Genomic DNA, 19,123 nt, shown 5'->3' on the forward strand with positions numbered 1-19,123 from the left:
TACCGCTTTGATGGAGACAAAAACAATGACAATTTTTCGCCGATGGGCCCCGATGATCGCCGCAGGGGCAGGGTTGCTATTGCCAGGCTTGGCCATGGCGGCTGATGTGGACGGCGCATCGCTGTCGGTGCTGTGGGGTGTGCCGTTTGCCGGCATCTTGTTGTCGATTGCCCTCATTCCCTTGCTGGCGCCCATCTTCTGGCACCACCACTTTGGCAAGGTGGCGGCAGGCTGGGGGTTGGCGTTTTTGGTGCCGTTTGCCGTGGCCTTTGGGCCCGGTGTGGCGGGGGCGAGCCTCGTTCATGCCCTGCTGGCCGAATACATCCCGTTTGTGATCTTGCTCACAGCGCTGTTCACTGTGGCCGGGGGGATTCACATCCGGGGCAACCTGCACGGCAGCCCGGGGCTCAATACGGCGATTCTCGCCATCGGTGCGGTGCTGGCCAGCTTCATGGGCACCACGGGCGCTTCCATGCTGCTGATCCGCCCCCTGGTCCGGGCCAATGACAACCGAAAACACGTGGCGCATGTGGTGGTGTTCTTCATTTTTATCGTGTCGAACGTCGGGGGCTCGCTGACCCCGCTGGGCGACCCGCCGTTGTTTCTGGGGTTCCTCAAGGGCGTGGATTTCTTCTGGACTGTCGGCCATATCTTTCAGGAAACACTGTTCATGGTCGGGGTGCTGCTGGCCATCTTCTTTGCCATTGACTCGTGGTATTACCACCGCCGCGAAGAAACACTGCCTGTCGATCCAACACCCGACAGCCGCAACATCGGGTTTGATGGCAAGGTCAACTTTGTGCTGCTTGGCGCCGTGATCGTGTTGGTGCTGCTGAGCGGGTTCTGGAAGTCGCCCGTGGTGTTCGATATGGCAGGCACGCCGGTGGGGCTGCCCGGCATCGTGCGCGATGTGGGCCTGGTGCTCGTCACCTTTGCCTCTCTGTGGCTGACCAGCAAAAAGGTGCATCACGACAACCAGTTCAGCTGGGGCCCCATGCAGGAAGTCGCCAAACTGTTCGCGGGGATCTTTCTCACCATCATCCCCGTCATTGCCATGCTCAAGGCCGGCGTCAACGGCCCGTTTGGTGCCGTAGTGGCTGCCGTGACCCGTGCGGACGGATCTGCCGACCCTGCCATGTATTTCTGGGCCACGGGCTTGCTCAGTTCGTTCCTGGACAACGCACCGACCTACCTGGTGTTCTTCAACACCGCCGGGGGCGACCCTGCGGTGCTCATGACCACGCTCGCGCCCACGCTGGCGGCCATTTCGGCGGGTGCCGTGTTCATGGGCGCCAATACGTATATCGGCAATGCACCGAACCTCATGGTCAAGGCGATTGCAGAAGACCGTGGCGTCAAGATGCCCAGCTTTTTTGGCTACATGCTCTGGTCCGGCGGCATTCTGGTGCCCTTGTTCGTGATCGTCACATTCATCTGGTTCCGTTGATTGGAGATATCTGCCCATGTCCACACAGCCTCGCATCCTGGTCGCCCGAGCGATATTCCCCGACATCGTGGATCGCCTGCGCGAACACTTCGTGGTCGAAGCCAACCCTGACGACGTGATCTGGACCCCGGCCGAGCTGGCCGCCCGCCTGGCCGACAAGGACGGCGTGCTCACCACCGGCAGCCAGCGCATCGACGCCACCTTGCTCGCCGCCGCGCCGCGCCTGAAGATCTGCGCCAACATGGCCGTGGGCTACAACAACTTTGATGTGGATGCCATGACCGCCGCAGGCGTGTGGGGCACCAACACGCCGGATGTGCTGACCGAGACCACGGCCGATTTCGGCTTTGCGCTCTTGATGGCCACGGCGCGCCGCATGACCGAGAGCGAGCATTACCTGCGCGCCGGAAAGTGGACCAAGTGGAGTTACGACATGTTTGCGGGCAGCGACATCCACGGCAGCACGCTGGGCATCATCGGCATGGGCCGCATCGGGCAGGGCATTGCCAAGCGCGGCGCGCACGGCTTTGGCATGAAGGTGATCTATCACAACCGCTCGCGCCTGGCGCCCGCGCTCGAAGCCGAATGCAAGGCAGCGTATGTGAGCAAGGAAGAGCTGCTGCGCACGGCCGACCATGTGGTGCTGGTGGTGCCTTACACCCCCGCATCGCACCACACCATTGGCGCGGCCGAGCTGGCGCTGATGAAGCCGACGGCTACCCTCATCAACATTGCGCGCGGCGGCATCGTGGACGATGCCGCGCTGGCCGTGGCGCTGCGCGAAGGCCGCATTGCCGCAGCGGGCCTGGATGTGTTCGAGGGCGAGCCCAGCGTGCACCCCGATCTGCTCACCGTGCCCAACGTGGTGCTCACGCCGCACATTGCCAGCGCCACGGTGCCCACGCGCCGTGCCATGGCCAACCTGGCGGCAGACAACCTGATGGCCTTCTTTGACGGGCGCGGGGCGCTCACACCGGTGAACCAGCCCGTGGCCGGCTTGCGCGCGCAGTGAGGAGAGTTTTGAATAAAAATGGCCTGTGGCGCTTATTGGATAAGCGCTAGCAGCTATTAAAAGCATAGTAAATCTGCCTTGACTACCGATACCCTCGTTCTGCTGGCCGCGTTGGCCCTGGTGCTGTTGCTGCTGGTGCTTCTTCTGCTACGCTGCCCCCGCATTGATTTGCCGCCTGAGTGGGCTGCCCGTCTGCAGGCGTTGGAGCACACCGCCCAGGCCACGCAGATGGCAGTGGCCAAGAACGATGGCGCGCTGGACGGCATGGGCCAGCAGTTGCGTGGCTTCACGCAGACCACACAGACCGCGCTGGAGGCCCTGCGCCACGCAGTGGACGAGCGCTTGGCCCAGGCCGTGACCGAATCGCGCAACGGCCGTACCGAGCTGCTGGCGGCCTTCAGCGTGTTTGAGGCGCGGCTGGAGCAGCGCCTCACGGCCCTGGACGCGGCCACGCGCCTCACGCTCGATTCGCTCAAGAGCGACACCCAGTCGCAGCTGGGGGTGATGTCGCAAGCGCTCAAAGACCAGCTCGAAGCCAACAGCTTTCAGATCAAGAACCAGTTTGCGGTGCTGCAAGATGCGGTGTCGCAGCAGCTCACCGGGCTGGTGCAGGGCAGCCAGCACAACGCCGAACAACTGCGCACCGCGCTCAACGAACGCCTGGCTGCCATCCAGGCCGACAACGCCACCAAGCTCGAAGAAATGCGCCGCACGGTGGACGAAAAGCTCCACGCCACGCTGGAGCAGCGCCTCGGCGAATCGTTCAAGCTGGTCAGCGACCGGCTTGAGCAGGTGCACAAGGGCCTGGGCGAGATGCAGACCCTGGCCGGCAGCGTGGGCGACTTGAAACGCGTGATGACCAACGTGAAGTCGCGTGGCACCTGGGGCGAAATGCAGCTGGGCGCCATCATCGACAACGTGCTCACGCCCGAGCAGTTCGCCCGCAACGTCAAGACCGTGCCAGGCAGCGACGAGCTGGTGGAATTTGCGATCCGCCTGCCGGGCAAGAGCGACGAGCACCCGGTGTGGCTGCCCATCGACTCCAAATACCCGGTGGAGCAATACCAGCGCCTGATGGACGCGCAAGATGCCGCCGACAAGGCGACCATCTTGTCGGCGGGCAATGCGTTTGAAACGTCCATCAAGCTCGAAGCCAAGAAGATCTTCGCCAAGTACGTCTCGCCCCCGCACACCACCGACTTCGCCGTGCTGTACTTGCCCACCGAGGGCCTGTTTGCCGAGGTGATGCGCCGCCCCGGCCTGGTTGAAGCCGTGCAGAACGAATGCCGCGTGATGATCACCGGCCCGGCCAACCTGGCCGCCATGCTCAACAGCCTGCAGATGGGCTTCAAGACGCTGGCGATTGAAAAGCGCTCGTCCGAGGTGTGGAGTCTGTTGGGCATGGTCAAGACCGAGTTCGCCAAGTTTGGCGATGTGGTCGAGGCCACCAAAAAGTCCATCGACGCCGCCGCCAGGAAGTTTGACGAGGTGGGCGTGCGCACCCGCGCCATCCAAAAGCGCCTGCGCGATGTGCAGGACCTGCCCGCGCCCGACACTGCTGTGCCCTTGGCAGGGGCCCGCACGGCTGCGCTGCCGGGGCTGGATGCGGAGGATGATTCTCTGTGAACTGGGCCCTCGCGCGGTTGATCGCAGGCCAGATCTGTGTGCACGCGTGCATGGCGGGGATGCGCCTGGCCGCGCCGCTGCTGGCGCTGCGTGAGGGCTACAGTGCTGCGGCGCTGGGTGTGCTCCTGGCGTTGTTTGCGCTTACGCAGGTGTTTTTGGCGTTGCCCGCAGGGCGTTATGCAGACCGCCATGGCCTCAAGCGGCCGGTGGGCTACGCGGTGGCGGTGGCCTCGGTGGGGGCGGGCTTGGCGCTCGTGTACCCGGTGTTTCCGGTCTTGTGCCTGGCGGCGCTGATGACAGGCGGCGCCACGGGCGCCGCGACCATTGCCCTGCAGCGCCATGTAGGGCGTGCGGCCCACGATGCCACGCAGCTGCGGCAGGTGTTCAGCTGGCTGGCCATCGGGCCTGCGGTGTCCAATTTCATCGGTCCTTTTTGCGCCGGGCTTTTGATCGACAACGTGGGCAGCGTGGCCGGCAGCACCGAGGGCTATCGCGCTGCGTTTGCGTTGATGGCGGTGTTGCCGCTGCTCACCTGGTTCTGGGTGCGCAACACGGTCGAATTGCCGCCAGTGATCGCTGCGAGCGGTGGCGCGGCCCCCCGGGCCTGGGACCTGATGAACGAGCCCCCGTTTCGCCGCCTGCTGATCGTCAACTGGCTGCTGTCGTCGTGCTGGGACGTGCACACCTTTGTGGTGCCTCTGTTGGGGCATGAGCGCGGGCTATCGGCCTCGGTCATCGGCTCCATCCTGGGGGCATTTGCCATTGCCGCTGCGGTGATCCGCCTGCTGATGCCACTGGTGGCCGAGCGTTTGCGCGAGCGTGTGGTCGTGACCGGCGCCATGGCCATCACGGCCCTGCTGTTTGGTGTGTACCCGTTGCTGGGCAGCGCACTGGCCATGGGGGTCTGCTCGGTGCTGCTGGGGTTTGCGCTGGGCTCGGTGCAGCCCATGGTGATGAGTTTGCTGCACCAGATCACGCCGTCGCACCGCCATGGCGAGGCGCTGGGTTTGCGTCTCATGGCCATCAACGCTTCCAGCGTGCTGATGCCCATGTTGTTTGGAACCGCAGGCGCCGTGATCGGCGTAGGGGGCTTGTTCTGGGTGGTGGGCGCCGCCGTGGGCGTCTGCACGCGGGCGGCTTGGCGGCTGGGCGGCACAGACGCAGAGCGCTGCAGAAAGCCTGTGTGAGCGCGCGCCTGCCTCGATGGTGGGTGGGGCCAGCCTGCGTTTGACGGGTGTGGCAGTGGCCCGCAGCCGGCGAGACGGCCTTACAGCTTGTAGAACGTGCGGATGAAGTCCCAGGCTTCCTGCGGGTCGTCCGTGGTGTGGAACAGCTGCAGGTCTTTGGCGGCGATGGTGCCTTCCTCGACCATCACGTCAAAGTTGATGAGGCGCTTCCAGTAGTCCACGCCGAACAACACGATGGGCACCGGTTTGGCCTTGCCGGTCTGCACCAGGGTGAGCACTTCGAACAGTTCATCGAGCGTGCCGAACCCGCCAGGGAAGGTCACCAGGGCCTTGGCGCGCATCATGAAGTGCATCTTGCGCAGCGCAAAGTAATGGAACTTGAAGCTCAGCGAGGGCGAGATGAAGCGGTTGCCGCTTTGCTCGTGTGGCAGGCCGATGTTGAGGCCCACGTTCAGTGCGCCCGCCTCGTGGGCCCCCCGGTTGGCGGCCTCCATGATGCCGGGGCCGCCGCCTGTGCAGATGTAGATGCGGTCGGCAGGGCGCTGGCGCTCGCTGTAGGTGGCCACGAGGCCTGCGAATTGGCGCGCCAGGTCGTAATAGCGGGCGTTGCGCACGGCCTGGCGGGCGCGCTGCAGCTGTTCTGCATCGCCGCTGGCCTCGGCTTCGCTCAGCCGGGCTGCGGCCTCGTCGGGCGCCACAAAGCGGGCGCTGCCATACACCACCACCGTGTTCTCGATGCCTTGCTCGGCCTGGCCCAGGTCGGGTTTGAGCATCTCCAGCTGAAAGCGGATGCCCCGCGTTTCACGCCGGAACAGGAACTCGGGGTCGGCAAAGGCCAGCCGGTAAGCGTCGGCGTGCAGGGGGTTGTCGTTGTTGGCGTGGGCGTGCAGTTCGGCCCAGGCATCGGCCAGGCGGCGTTCGTTGAGTTGGGTGTTGGCTTCCATGGGGATTCCGGGCGCCGCGGCGCGAGGCCGGACGATGAATAAGAGGATGTGGCCGCGTCGCTCTTTGGCGGGCAGTCAGGTGGGGCCAAATTTTATGCCAAATCACTTGATTGCGATTGATGGATATGCGTTGCAAGCTATAAAAATCATAGTGATTCAGTGCGCTGGCAAAGCGGATCGGGACGTGCCCTCGTCATCGTCTGGCACGGTATGGCACGGCGCGGCGTTCGCTGGAGGGGGGGGAGGGGCTTGCCTGCAATCCCGCACTGGCAGCGCGGCCAGCACTTGGAGACCGGACCGTTGCGTGGCCATACTGCATGGGTCCGCGCAAAGCCCACTGCGGCAAGGCGCATTCCCCGGCCTTTGGGGCCGCCTCGACCTTGCGATATTCCATGAACCCACCTGCACACCAACCCGACTGGAATCCCCGGGCGGACGACGTTCAACACAACCAGATCCGCGCCTACGACGAGGTGGCCGGGCGCTGTCCTGTCGCTTTCAGCGAGATGCTGCACTGGTCGGTGTTCCATCACGCGGATGTTATGCGCGTGTTGCTTGATCCCGTCACCTTCAGCAATGCCGTGTCGCGCCATGTGGCCGTCCCCAATGGCATGGACCCGCCCGAGCACACCGCCTACCGCCGGGCCATCGAACCCTATTTTTCCGCGCAGCGGGTGGACGCTTTCGAGCCCGCATGCCGCGAGATCGCGGCTGCACTGGCCCAGGCGCTGGCGGGTGGCGGCGAGGTCGAGATGATCGCCGCCTTTGCACTGCCCTTTGCCGTGCGTGCCCAGTGTGCGTTTTTGGGCTGGCCCGAAACGCTGCAGGCATCGCTGACGCAGTGGCTGCAAAAAAGCCAAGCAGCCACCCTGGCGCAGGACCGGCCCGCCCTGGCGGCGCTGGCGCTTGAGTTCGATGGCATCGTGGCGGGCTTGCTGCAGGCTCGCCAGCAGGCCGGTGCTGCGGCGCCGCGCGACCTGACCACTGCGCTGATGCATGAAACGGTCAACGGCGCGCGCATGAGCGCGGCCGACATCACCAGCATCCTGCGCAACTGGACGGTGGGGGAGATCGGCACCATCGCCGCTGCTGTGGGCATCCTGGCGCAGTGGCTGGCTGAGCACGGCGATGTGCAGGCCCAATTGCGCGAAAACAGCGCGCTGGTGCCCGCTGCCATCGAGGAAATCCTGCGGATGCATGGCCCGCTGGCGACCAACCGGCGTGTGACCACTTGCCCGGTGGATTTGGGTGGCCGGTCCATCGGGGCGGGTGAGCGCGTGACGATCTACTGGACATCGGCCAATCGCGATGGCCATGTGTTCGAGCAGCCCGACACCTTTCGGCTGGACCGCGACCCGTCTGAGAACCTGCTGTATGGCGCCGGCATCCATGTGTGCCCCGGGGCGCCCCTGGCGCGCATGGAACTGCGCGTGGCGCTGCAGGCATTGCTATCGGCCACCACGCAGTGGCAGCCCGCGGCTGGTGGCGGCGCAGTGCCGGCGGTGTACCCGGCGAGTGGGTTTTCCAGCCTGCGGCTGCTTGTGCAGTAGCGCTTCGCGGCGCCAGGGGGGCTCCGCCGTCAGGGGCGGGTGGACAGCGCCAGCGCCACGGTCTGCAGGCCCAGCACGGTCATGAGCAGGGACCCTCCCAGATGCAGCACGGTGGTGCCTGAAGCCAGAAGGTAGCGCTGCTGCTGCAGCATGGTCACCACCTCTGCCGAGAAGCTGGAAAAAGTGGTCAGGGCACCCAGAAACCCCGTGGCCAGCGCCAGCCGCCACACGGGGTCGATCTGGGGCAGCGCCTGGAAGGTCGCCATACACACGCCAATGAGGTAGCCGCCGACCAGATTGGCCACCAGCGTGCCCCATGGAAGCAGCGCACCGGAGCCGCTGAGCCACAGGCCCAGGCGCCACCGGGCCAGCGCGCCCAGGCAGGCGCCGATACAGATGGAGAGAACATTCAGCATGGCGCGATTGTCCACATCCGGTGGCTACATCCGGGTTTCAGCGGGCAGACATCTGCTGCGGCAACCAGGTCACGATGCCGGGGAAGACGTAGATCAGCGCCACGGCGCCGCACATGAGCAAGAACATGGGCATCGCCACCTTGGCGATCCAGGGCAGCTGGCGGCCCGTCATGCCCTGCAGCACGAACAGGTTAAAACCCACGGGCGGTGTGATCTGCGCCATCTCGACCACCAGCACGATGAAGATGCCGAACCAGATGGGGTCGATGCCAGCGGCTTGCACTGTGGGCATGAGCACGCCCATGGTCAGCACCACCATCGAGATGCCGTCGAGGAAGCAGCCCAGGATGATGTAGAAAACCGCCAGCGCCACGATGAGCTGGGCCTGGTTCAGGCCCAGCGATGCAATCCACTCCGCCAGATGGCGCGGCAGGCCGATATAGCCCATGGCCAGCGTGAGGAACGCAGCGCCTGCCAGGATCAGCGCGATCATGCAGTACAGGCGCGTGGCGCCCATCAGCGAGTCCTTGAAGGTGCCCCAGGTCATCGAGCCCTGCACGGCCGACAGCACCAACGAGCCCACCACGCCCACAGCCGCTGCTTCGGTGGCGGTGGCAAAGCCGGTGTAGATGGAGCCCAGCACGGCCGCGATCAGCAGCACCACGGGGATCAGGCTGCGCGATTCGGACAGCTTTTGCATGAAGGTCATGCGCACGTCGGCGGCAGGCACCTGCTCGGGGTGGCGCAGCGCCCAGACCATGATGTAGCCCGAGAACAAGGCCGCCAGCAAGATGCCCGGCAGCACGCCCGCGATGAACAGCTGCGAGATCGACACCTCGGCCGACACGCCGTAGACGATCATGATGATCGACGGCGGGATCAGCAGGCCCAGCGTGCTGGCCCCAGCCAGCGTGCCCACCACCATGTGCTCGGGGTAGCCGCGGCGCGTCAGCTCGGGCAGCGTCATTTTGCCGATGGTGGCGCAGGTGGCGGCACTCGACCCCGACACGGCGGCAAAGATCGTGCAGCCCACCACGTTGGTGTGCAGCAGCCGGCCCGGCAACGCCTGCACCCAGGGGGCCAGGCCCTTGAACATGTCTTGCGACAGCCGGGTGCGAAACAGGATTTCGCCCATCCAGATGAACAGCGGCAGGGCGGTCAGCGTCCAGCTGGAGGCGCTGCCCCAGATGGTCACCGCCATCGCATCGCCCGCCGGGCGCGCGGAAAACAGCTGCATGGCGATCCAGGCGACGCCGGAGAGGGTGAGCCCGATCCATACGCCGCTGCCCAGAATCAGGAACAGCGACAGCATGAGCAGGCCGGTTATGGTGAGATCACTCATGGTGGTGGGTCGTGTCTGGTTTATTCATTGCGCAATGCTTCACCGGATGAGGCCTCGACACGCTTGCCCATCATCTCCAGCACCAGCTCATCCAGGAATGCGATGGCCAGAATCACCGTGCCCAGGGCCATGGCGATTTGTGGAATCCACAGCGGCGTGGCGTCGCTGCCGGTGGAGATGTCGTGAAACTCGTGCGACTGCCAGGCCAGCTTGCAGCTGTACACCGCAAACAGCAGCGCCAGCAGCGAGGCAATGGCCAGGGCCCAGATCTCAAAGGCCTTCTTGGCGCCGCCCTTCAGAAAGTTGAGCAGCAGCGTGACGCGGATGTGTTCGCCGCGCTTCAAGGTATGTGCCAGCGCCAGAAACCCGGCGGCGGCCATGAGGTAGCCCGCATAGGCATCGGTGCCTGGCACGTGGAAGTGGAACTGCCGACTGGCGATGGACAGCAAAACCATCCCCAGCAGGCCGACCATAAAAAGCGCCGCCAGAGCGGCGGCACTGTTGTACAGAAAATCAAGCAGACGACGCATGGGCTTGGGTGCCTTGTTTACTTGCGGTAGGCGTCGATCAGGGCCTTGCCTTCGGGGCCCGCCTTGTCGAGCCATTCCTTGAGCATGGTGTCGCCCACCTTGGCCATGTCGGCCTTCAGCGCGGCAGGCGGTGCTTCCACGTTCATGCCGTTGGCCTTGAGCTTGGCCACGGTGTCGGTATTGACCTTGGAGCTGTTGGCCCAGCCGCGCGCTTCGGCGTCGGCACCGGCTTTGAGCAGTGCTTGCTGCAGGGGTTTGTCCAGCGCTTCAAACGCCTTCTTGTTCATCAGCACCGCGTTCTTGGGCAGCCAGGCCTGGGTGTCGTAGTAATACTTGAGTTGCTCGTAGAGCTTGCTGTCCACACCGGTGGCGCCCGACGTCATCGTCGATTCGACCACGCCCGTGGCCAGGGCCTGCGAGAACTCGGCGGCCTGCACGGTGACCGGTTGCGCACCCACCAGCTCGGCGATGCGTGCGGTGGCGGGGCTGTAGGCGCGCCACTTGATGCCCTTGAGGTCGGCGGCGGAGGCCAGCGGCTTCTTGGTGTAGATGCCTTGCGGCGGCCAGGCCACGGCGTACAGCAGCATCATTCCCTGCTCCGCCAGCTTCTTTTCCAGGAAGGGCTTTTGCGCAGCGTAGAGCTTCTTGGAGGCGTCATAGCTGTCCGCCAGGAAGGGCAGGCCATCCACGCCGAACAGTTGCCATTCGTTCTGGAAGTTGGCGAGCAGGATTTCGCCCATCTGTGCCTGGCCACCTTGCACGGCGCGCTTGATTTCGGGCGCCTTGAACAACGCGGCGTTGGCATGCACGGTGATCTTGAGCTTGCCGCCCGTGGCCTTGTCCACGTCACTTGCCAGTTGCACCATGTTTTCGGTGTGGAAGTTGGTGGCGGGGTAGGCCGCTGCCAGATCCCACTTGGTCTGGGCAAACGCCGAGGTGACGGACAGGCCGGCCGCCAGTGCCAGGCCGAGTGCGGTGACGGGGAAGATTCGACGCTTCATGAGATAGCTCCGCAGGTTGATGTATCTAGCTGTGTCTGACAAGGTGAGAGAAACGACTTTATCGGAAGCTCGCCAAAATACGCTAGGTGTTTTGCCTAAACGCTGACAATTTGCCAACAAATCATCATTGACTTACCTACAATGAACGCATGCACAACCCGTGCCAAGTGATCGTTCCGTGAAGGCTTCAGCCCATGAAATCTGCATCCAAGGGGTCCGGCGAGTCCGTGGCCATCGTGTCGTCTGCACACCTCGTGTCTGCGCAGAGTGCAGAGATGAGCGAGTTCGAGTTTGGCCTCATCGTTGCGGGCAACGCGTTTCACCGCTGGGTAATGCACTGCATGTCTGCCTCGGGTTTGAAAGACCTGGCGCCGCTGGATGTACTGGTCTTGCACCACGTCACGCACCGGGCGCGCGACAAGCGGTTGGCCGACATTTGTTTCATCATGAACATGGAGGACACCCACCTTGTGAACTATTCGCTCAAGAAGCTGCAGACCTTGGGCGTGGTGGCTTCGCAAAAGAATGGCAAGGATGTCACCTACGCGGCCACCGACATGGGGCGCACCTATGTAGAACGGTACCGAGAGATTCGTGAGTCTTGCCTGATGGATGCACTCAAGGCCGACGATGCACTCAATCGCGACATTGGCGAACTAGCGCGGCTGCTGCGTGTGCTGTCAGGTATGTATGACCAGGCGGCGCGCTCTGCGGCTTCGTTGTAGACGCTGAACGGCAGGCCGGACTCAAGGGCAGGGGGATGGCCAGCGTGCCGTGCGGTCGCTGATGACGTCGTTGCTGGATATCAGCGTCGGCGGGCTAGCTTTTGCCAGGCCGCAGTGGCCGCCAGCACGGTGTGCATTTGCACCGTGTGCGCTTGGCGGAAGTCGTCGCCTTCAACGGTTTCGTCGGGGTACTCTGTGATCAGGGTGACCGGCGCGGAGTCGGGGTTGGCCGTTTCGGTCGCGGTGTAGGCCGTGCCGTGCAGCACGTCAAATTGAAGCTTGCCCGCGTGGCGCTCGTACAGCGCCATTTGCCGTGCGTTGAAGGCGGTAAGGCCCGGCACTTGGTCCAGCGCGGCGCACATCGCATGCAGCAATGCCATGGCTTCGCTTTGCCAGCCTGGGTGGTATCGCAGGATCAGAAAAAAGCCCTTGGGTATGGTCCATAGCTCAAAACCGCGCGGCATATAACCCGACAACGGGCGCGTCCATTCGTGGGCCGGGTAGCCGTGCAGGTTGAGGTGCAGTTGCGCACCCGAGATGGAGAGGGCTTGCCGGCGGGCTGCGCGCTCATACAGAGGTGCCCCCTTGCGGTACTCGATGTCGTCGCCCAGGGCTGAATAGCGCGCGGCATGGTGCATGTGTTCCGCATTGTGGCTGCGCAGCTCGCGGTGCAGGGCGTAGCCGTCGGGGTTTTCCAGGGCCATCAGCGCAAAGTGGGCGCCAGCGTGGCTGTCCAGTGTTCGTGCTGCGCGCAAGGCGCCGACGATGCCAGAGGTTTCGTTGGCGTGCTGACCCCCACTGATGAATACCGGCGCGTCGGTGCCGTGGCGGTACAGGGCTTGCACCGCGCGGCCCTGGCGGCTGGCAGCGCCGAAGCGGTCTCCGGCTATCCGCTGCATTTCGGAGGCGATGCGCTCGGGCGATGGCGCTGTGCCCAACGCGTCCAGTGGCTCATCCGTTGCCGGCAGCGCCGCTGCGCACAGGTCTTGGGCGGTCGTGTCAAAGGCTCGTTGTGCGATGCGCAGCCGTGGCGCCTGCAAGCTGGCACGCAGGTCGGGCACGATTTGTCCGGGTTGCAGACTGCGGTCGCCCGCAGGGCGGCCCGAGCGCCGCTGGAAAACCTCCAGCAGCGAAAAATAGATGTCCTCGTGCAGACCCTCAAGGCTGCTGATGGTCTCGTGACCGACGGGGAGCCGCTGCTCGATACCAGGCATGTCGATGCGGATATCGAGGCGCTCAAAGTAGGGCTCCTCGGCGCGCCACGGGTGGTTGGCCACGGTGTCCATTACCGTGGCAAACAGCTGTTCGTAGTCGGTGACCCGGGCCATATCCAGCGCGGGCTGTGCGGCGGACTCAGGCGTTGCCCGCACCCACCCCGTGGGTGACAGCAGTTTGATGCCTTGCAAATCCGTGTGCATGCGGTTGGGCGCCCAGACGCGAGCCAGGAGCCGTGTGCCATCGCGATAGGTGCCTTCGATGCGGTAGTGCAGATCCTCCGTGCCTGGCACGAAGCTGAGTTGGCAATGCGTCAGCAGTGCCGCCAAGGGATAGGCTTCTTGTAAAAACCGCTGGGGCGACGCTTGCGGGTGCACCGGATAGTGGATGGTTACTTCAGCCAGCAGGCTGGCGTCGATGTCTTCGATGAAATAAAACACCAACGGCTTGTAGGCGCTGTGCAGGTGCGCTTGCACGCCCGCTGCGGCCAGTTGGCGTTCGGCCGCGCGGCGGGCCGCCACGCCTTCAAACAGCCAGGCCTGCACGCTGGCGCCACGCCAGGCGGGTTGGGTGAACTCTTGCACCCACACGTCCAGGGTGCGGGGGAAACGCTGGTCGAGAAGGACGGTGGTGGTGTTGCTCATCACTGTTTTCCGGTTGGGTCGATGCGGTCACGCAGCCAGTCACCCAGCAGATTCAAGCCCAACACGGTCAACATGATGGCCAGCCCCGGGAAGACGCTGATCCACCAAGCGGTCTGCATGTAGGTGCGGCCGTCGGCCAGCATGCCGCCCCAGCTGGGGATCAGTGGATCAACGCCCAGGCCCAGAAAGGTCAGGCTGGACTCCAGCAGGATGTTGTTGGCCACGTTGAGCGTCATCAAGATGATGACGGGGCCCATGATGTTGGGCAGGATATGGTGGTGCACCATGGCTAGATCCCGCACGCCAAAGGCCCGCGCAGCCTGGACGAATTCACGCTCGCGCACCTGCAGCACCATGCCGCGCACCAGCCGCGCAAACTGCACCCACTGCGAGATCACCATGAAAACGATGATGTTGAACAGGCCGCCGCCCAGAATGGAAATGAACGTCAGCGCGATCAGGATGAAGGGAAGCGCCAGCTGGATGTCCACGCAGCGCATCAGCAGCATGTCCCAAAAGCCGCGGTAGTAGCCTGCAACCAGCCCGATCACGATTCCGAGCACCGAGGCACCCGCCACCGACGCGAAGCCCACCAGCAAGGAGATGCGACCGCCGACCAAGACGCGCGCCAAGACGTCGCGCCCCAGGGCGTCGGTGCCAAAGGGATGGGCCCAGTTGGTGAAGGGCGCGGTCAATCGGGCACTCAGATCCATGGCAGCGCCGCCGTCTGGAAAAATCCAGACCGAGCACAACACAAGCAGCAGCATCGAGCCCGTGAGCACAACGCCGAGTACAAATTCGAGCGAGCGCCAATGCATTGCGCGCAAGGGTTGAGCCGGAGCTGTCACCGGGGCCGTCGTAGAAGCGGTGGATTGCATGGTCTTGCAGTGTTATTTGGTGCGAATGCGGGGGTCGACCAGGCCGTAGGCAATGTCGACCAACAGATTGACGGCGACGATCAACACCGACAACACCGTGACCGTGCCTTGCAGCACCGGGTAGTCGCGGCTGGCAATCGCTTCAAACGCCAAGGTGCCTAAGCCGGGCCAGTTGAAAACGCGTTCGACCACCACCAGGCCGCCGACCAGATTGCCAAACTGCAGCCCGATGTAGGTGATCAGGGGAATGGCGCAGTTGCGCAGCGCATGTTTGTACAAAACAACGCGGTCTTTGAGCCCCTTGGCACGCGCCACCATGATGTATTGCGCAGACAAGGTCTCCAGCATGGCCGTGCGCACCAAACGCACATTGGTGGCTGACAGGATGATGGCCATGGTCAATGCCGGCATCACCAGACTAATGGGGCCGTCCCAGCCTGACGGCGGCAGCAGCGGGAAGGTGATGGACAGCAGCAGCACCAGCATGATGGCCAGCCAGAAGTTGGGGAACGACAAGCCCACCAGCGAAAGGATGCGGATGCATTGGTCCGTGCCCTTGCCCTTGTGCACCGCCGCCTGTATGCCCAGCGGCACCGACACCAGCACCGACAAAAACAACGACACCAGCGCCAGGGCCAGCGTGGCAGGCAAGGCGTCGGCGATCAGTCGCGACACGGGTGTGCCGCCCATGAAACTCTTGCCAAGATCGCCCACTACCGCGCCCCGAAGAAATTCGAAGTACTGCACCGCGAAAGGGCGCTCCAGCCCCAGCCCCTCGCGGATGTTGCGCAGATCTTCTTCGGTCACGCTACCGGCCCCCTGGGCCAGCATCAATGCGGGGTCTCCCGACAGTCGCACTGCATAGGCCACAAACAGGGTGACCACGAGCACGACGAAAATCGCCTGCAGCAGTCGTTTAATCAAAAATCCACTCATGGGGCTGGCGTGTCAGGTTAAAGGGCGAACGGTTGCAAGGTCAGTCGACCGAAGCGTCGACAAAACGGAAGCGGCCATCGGCTGGCAACGCCAGGTTTTTGGCGCGCTTGTTCAGGCCGTAGATGGTGTTCAGGCTGTACAGCGGCATTTCCAGCGCTTCGTCGGCGACGTAACGGGCAATTTGCTGCAGCGTGGTCTTGCGTGCAGCCTGGTCCCAGGTGTTGCGTTGGGTATGCAGCAAGGCGTTGAGCTTGGCGTCGTCGTCAAACGGGTTCCAGCGTTGCTTGGTGTAGTACATCGAATACGCGGTGTTGTCGTAGTCAAACGTCCAGCCGCCCCATTGGTTTTGCCACATCTCGCCGGTCTTGCCTGCGGGGATGATGTCGTTGAGCAGCACGTTGGTGTCGTAAGGCTTGAGGGACGCCACGATGCCTACGCCTTGTAGGTAACTGGCCACGGCCTGGGCCACTTCGCGGAAGTTGCTGTCCGAACCGCGGAAGTCGATCTGGATCTGTGTGCCGGGCTTGACACCTGCCTTGGCTAGCATGGCTTTGGCCTGCGCGGGGTTGAACGGCAGCGGCTTGAGGGCGGGGTCATTGCCAAACGACAACGCGCCCTGGAAGCTGGCGATAGGCTTGGCATTGCCCAGCAAGATCGATTTGATGATGGCGTCGCGGTCCACGGCCATGGTCAGGGCCTTGCGCACTTCCTTGTTTTTCATGATGCCGCGCTGCGTGTTGTAGCGCATGGCCAGGGCCACGGGGCCGTCCATGCTTTGCACGGCCAGCTTGCTGTCTTTTTTCAGCGTGTCGATCATCGCCAGCGGGATCTGGTTGGCCACGTCGATGCGGCCTGCCTGCAATTCGGCGGCTTGTGTGGCGGGCTCGGTGATGAAGCGGTAGACCAGGTTGTCCAGCTTGGGCGCGCCGCCCCAATAGCTGGCATTGCGCTCAAACGAGAGGCTGACCTTGGGCTTGTACTCTGTGAACTTGAAGGGGCCGGTGCCGACGGGGTTGGCCCCAAAGTACGCGCTGCCCTTTTCGGTGATGTACTTGGGTGGAACGATCATGGCGCCGTAGCCAGCCAGTTTGGTCAGCAACACGGGGTCGGGGTTCTTCAGCAAGAAGTCCACGGTATGGGCGTTGACCACCACGACTTTTTCGATCGCGTTGTAGTTCGATTGTTGTGGGCCCTTTTTGCCCTCGTCGCCCAGCAGGCGGTCGAACGTGAACTTCACGGCGTCGGCGTTGAAGGGCTCGCCGTTATGGAACTTGACACCTTCGCGCAGCGTGAAGCGCAGCTTGGTGTTGTTGTCCAAAAACTCCCACTTGGTGGCCAGGCCCGGCACCAGTTTCATGTCAGGGGTGCGCATGATCAGGCCATCAAACACCTGGCTGCCCACGGCGCCCCAGGACACCAGGAAGGTCGCGATCGGGTCCCAGTTGCCCGGGTCCTGGTGGATGGCGACGTTCAGCGTGCCGGCGGCATGGGCGCCTGTGGTCAGAACGCTGGCAAGCGCGAAGCTGGTGGCGGCAACGAGGGTTTTCAGTTTCATGGTGTGCATCCTGGAAGTGAGTGGGTGACGGTCGTGGAGCGGCTGACTTTTTGCTTTTGAACTGACGGAATGACTAACTAACTGATTAACGAACTTAACGAACTAACCAATCAATGAACTGGCTCTAGGTCGGTGGGCCTTGGGGTCGCTTCAGGCGGTGGCGACCAGCGCAACGCGATGGCCTGGCGCCACCTCGCGAAAACGCAGAATCGTCGGCTCATTGCCTACCTTGCGCACGGGGCTGGGGATCTCGCCTTCAATCAGGCGGGCATCAATGGTGCGCCCCGGCTCGGCGATCGGCACGGCGGCCAGCAGCTTCTTGGTATAGGGGTGCTGCGGGTTTTCAAAAATGTCCTGGCGGCTGCCGATTTCGACAATCTGCCCCAGGTACATCACAGCCACGCGGTGGCTGATTTTTTCGACCACGGCCATGTCGTGGGTGATGAACAGGTAAGACAGTTTGAGCCGGGCTTGCAGTTCCATCAACAGGTCAATGATCTGCGCCTGAATCGATACGTCAAGCGCTGACACCGACTCGTCGGCAATGATGAGCTGGGGGTTGCAGGCCAGGGCGCGGGCAATACACACGCGCTGGCGCTGGCCGCCAGACAGCTCGTGCGGGTAGCGGTGCAGGTGTTCGGTGTTCAGGCCTACATCGCGCAGCAACTCGGTCAGACGCTTTTGCACGGCCTCTTTGTCGGTCAGCAGGCGGTGGGTGTGTATGGGTTCGGCAATGCTGAAGCCGATGGTCTTGCGCGGGTCCAGCGCCGCAAAGGGGTCCTGGAAGATGTACTGGATTTCTTGCTTGATGCGCTGGCGGCCTGCTGCATCCAGGCTTTGAACGTCCTGGCCGTTGAACCGCACCGTGCCACTGCTGGAGGGGACGAGCTGTTGCAAGGTTTTGCCAATCGTGGATTTCCCACTCCCGGACTCGCCCACCAGCGCCAGGGTTTCACCGGGGTGGATCTCCAGGCTCACTTGTTCGACGGCGTGCACACGGTGGGTCACGCGGCCCAGCAGCGAGTGGCCTACGTCAAAACGGGTCGTCAGCTTGTCAACGCTGAGCAAGGTGGTGGCGGCATCGACCGTGTCTTGAACTTGTGTGGTGCCCACTTCGCGCGGCGTGTCGCCATCCAGCACGATCAGCGGTGTGCGCTGGGGCAGGGGCTGGCCTTGCATGCTGCCCAGCTTGGGCACGGCCGAGAGCAAGGCGCGCGTGTAGGGGTGCTGGGGGTTTTGAAAAATTTGCGCGACGGGGCCTTGCTCGACCTGGCTGCCTCGCCACATCACCACCACATCGTCGGCCATCTGTGCCACGACACCCATGTCGTGCGTAATGAACATGACGGCGGTATTCAGGTCGCGCTGCAGTTCACGGATGATGTTCAAAATCTGCGCTTGAATCGTGACGTCAAGGGCCGTGGTGGGCTCGTCGGCAATCAGCAGCGACGGCTGGCACGACAAGGCCATGGCAATCATCACGCGCTGGCGCATGCCGCCCGACAGCGAATGCGGATAGCTATCTGCCAGACGGTCGGCGTCTGGTAGGCGCACCTTTTGCAAGAGGACCAGGGTTTGCGCCCGTGCCTGCGCCGGGCTCATGCCCTGGTGCAGGATGAGCGCTTCTGCGATCTGGTTGCCGATGGTGAACACTGGGTTCAGCGAGGTCATCGGCTCCTGGAAAATCATGGCGATTTGATTGCCACGGATGCGCCGCAATGTGTCGTCGTCTGCGCCCGTGAGGTCCAACGCGCCGCTGCTGGGCGACTGGAACATCACCTGTCCATGGGTGATGTGACCACCCGAATAGTCGGTGAGCCGCATGATGGCCTGCGAGGTCACGGATTTACCCGAGCCCGACTCCCCCACGATGGCGAGTGTGCGGCCAGCGTGTACATCAAAACTGACCCCGTCCACGGCCTTGAAGCGACCGCCGGGCACGTTGAATTCCACGGAAAGAGACCGCACGGAAAGCAGCGGCGTTGTCGCCGATTCGGGACTGATTGTCATCGTGGAAGGAAGGAGAGAAGCATCAATTCATGTGCGTTGAAGGCGAGCCGCAGGGCGATGGAAGTCGCCGCTCGATAAAAGCTGCTGCTCACCAGCCGTGCTCGA

The 19,123-nt window shown here is 63.5% G+C and carries 16 protein-coding genes; 6 read left to right on the top strand and 10 right to left on the bottom strand.

The window, feature by feature from the left end; genetic code table 11:
* Nucleotides 1-25: 25 nt before the first annotated feature.
* The 4 genes from KI609_RS10535 to KI609_RS10550 all read left to right on the top strand — a co-directional run bounded on the left by KI609_RS10535 (nt 26) and on the right by KI609_RS10550 (nt 5,272).
* Nucleotides 26-1,447 (top strand): sodium:proton antiporter, encoded by a 1,422-nt coding sequence (locus KI609_RS10535; RefSeq protein ID WP_413463403.1) that lies wholly within the window; start codon nt 26-28, stop codon nt 1,445-1,447.
* A 16-nt stretch (nt 1,448-1,463) separates the two neighbouring features.
* Nucleotides 1,464-2,459 (top strand): 2-hydroxyacid dehydrogenase, encoded by a 996-nt coding sequence (locus KI609_RS10540; RefSeq protein WP_226449767.1) that lies wholly within the window; start codon nt 1,464-1,466, stop codon nt 2,457-2,459.
* 78 nt (nt 2,460-2,537) lie between these two features.
* A complete protein-coding gene (gene rmuC, locus KI609_RS10545) occupies nt 2,538-4,085 on the top strand; it encodes a DNA recombination protein RmuC (RefSeq protein ID WP_226449769.1) in 1,548 nt (515 codons plus the stop codon).
* A complete protein-coding gene (locus KI609_RS10550) occupies nt 4,082-5,272 on the top strand; it encodes an MFS transporter (RefSeq protein ID WP_226449771.1) in 1,191 nt (396 codons plus the stop codon). The genes rmuC and KI609_RS10550 overlap by 4 nt, the downstream gene beginning before the upstream one ends.
* 80 nt (nt 5,273-5,352) lie before the next feature.
* Here the strand turns inward: KI609_RS10550 and KI609_RS10555 are convergent, their stop codons facing one another.
* Complete coding sequence (locus KI609_RS10555) at nt 5,353-6,216, bottom strand: TIGR00730 family Rossman fold protein (protein ID WP_226449774.1); 864 nt, start codon at nt 6,214-6,216, stop codon at nt 5,353-5,355.
* Between the two features lie 392 nt (nt 6,217-6,608).
* Here KI609_RS10555 and KI609_RS10560 point away from each other — a divergent pair, with 392 nt between their 5' ends.
* Nucleotides 6,609-7,766, top strand: a complete 1,158-nt coding sequence (locus tag KI609_RS10560; protein ID WP_226449777.1) for a cytochrome P450 — start codon at nt 6,609-6,611, stop codon at nt 7,764-7,766.
* A 29-nt stretch (nt 7,767-7,795) separates the two neighbouring features.
* Here the strand turns inward: KI609_RS10560 and crcB are convergent, their stop codons facing one another.
* From crcB to KI609_RS10580, 4 genes are read right to left on the bottom strand one after another with little or no spacing between them, the layout of a single operon-like run.
* Nucleotides 7,796-8,182 carry a fluoride efflux transporter CrcB gene (gene crcB, locus KI609_RS10565; protein WP_226449780.1) on the bottom strand — a complete coding sequence of 129 codons (387 nt, stop codon included), beginning with the start codon at nt 8,180-8,182 and terminating at the stop codon, nt 7,796-7,798.
* A gap of 37 nt (nt 8,183-8,219) precedes the next feature.
* Entirely contained in the window at nt 8,220-9,524 is a 1,305-nt protein-coding gene (locus KI609_RS10570) for a TRAP transporter large permease (protein WP_226449782.1), read from the bottom strand.
* Between the two features lie 20 nt (nt 9,525-9,544).
* Nucleotides 9,545-10,054, bottom strand: coding sequence for a TRAP transporter small permease (locus KI609_RS10575; RefSeq protein ID WP_226449784.1), 510 nt, complete (start codon nt 10,052-10,054; stop codon nt 9,545-9,547).
* A gap of 17 nt (nt 10,055-10,071) precedes the next feature.
* Nucleotides 10,072-11,055: a TRAP transporter substrate-binding protein gene (locus KI609_RS10580; protein ID WP_226449787.1), complete on the bottom strand. Its 984-nt coding sequence runs from the start codon at nt 11,053-11,055 to the stop codon at nt 10,072-10,074.
* 194 nt (nt 11,056-11,249) lie between these two features.
* Here KI609_RS10580 and KI609_RS10585 point away from each other — a divergent pair, with 194 nt between their 5' ends.
* A complete protein-coding gene (locus KI609_RS10585) occupies nt 11,250-11,780 on the top strand; it encodes a winged helix DNA-binding protein (RefSeq protein ID WP_226449789.1) in 531 nt (176 codons plus the stop codon).
* Nucleotides 11,781-11,860: 80 nt separating this feature from the next.
* On the opposite strand, the gene KI609_RS10590 is transcribed toward KI609_RS10585, so the two are convergent.
* From KI609_RS10590 to KI609_RS10610, 5 genes are all read right to left on the bottom strand, one after another.
* Nucleotides 11,861-13,639 (bottom strand): peptidase M14, encoded by a 1,779-nt coding sequence (locus KI609_RS10590; RefSeq protein WP_226449791.1) that lies wholly within the window; start codon nt 13,637-13,639, stop codon nt 11,861-11,863.
* Nucleotides 13,639-14,517 carry an ABC transporter permease gene (locus tag KI609_RS10595; RefSeq protein ID WP_226449793.1) on the bottom strand — a complete coding sequence of 293 codons (879 nt, stop codon included), beginning with the start codon at nt 14,515-14,517 and terminating at the stop codon, nt 13,639-13,641. Before KI609_RS10595 ends, KI609_RS10590 begins: the two co-directional genes overlap by 1 nt.
* Nucleotides 14,518-14,529: 12 nt before the next feature.
* Nucleotides 14,530-15,453, bottom strand: a complete 924-nt coding sequence (locus KI609_RS10600; protein ID WP_226449795.1) for an ABC transporter permease — start codon at nt 15,451-15,453, stop codon at nt 14,530-14,532.
* Nucleotides 15,454-15,493: 40 nt separating this feature from the next.
* On the bottom strand, nt 15,494-17,008 hold the full coding sequence (locus KI609_RS10605) for an ABC transporter substrate-binding protein (RefSeq protein WP_226449797.1): 1,515 nt from the start codon (nt 17,006-17,008) through the stop codon (nt 15,494-15,496).
* Between the two features lie 150 nt (nt 17,009-17,158).
* The gene (locus KI609_RS10610; protein WP_226449799.1) at nt 17,159-19,018 is read right to left on the bottom strand and encodes an ABC transporter ATP-binding protein; all 1,860 of its coding nucleotides are present in this window, start codon (nt 19,016-19,018) and stop codon (nt 17,159-17,161) included.
* Nucleotides 19,019-19,123 lie beyond the last annotated feature (105 nt).

It is taken from the genome of Acidovorax radicis (assembly GCF_020510705.1).
Lineage (GTDB): Bacteria > Pseudomonadota > Gammaproteobacteria > Burkholderiales > Burkholderiaceae_C > Acidovorax > Acidovorax radicis_A.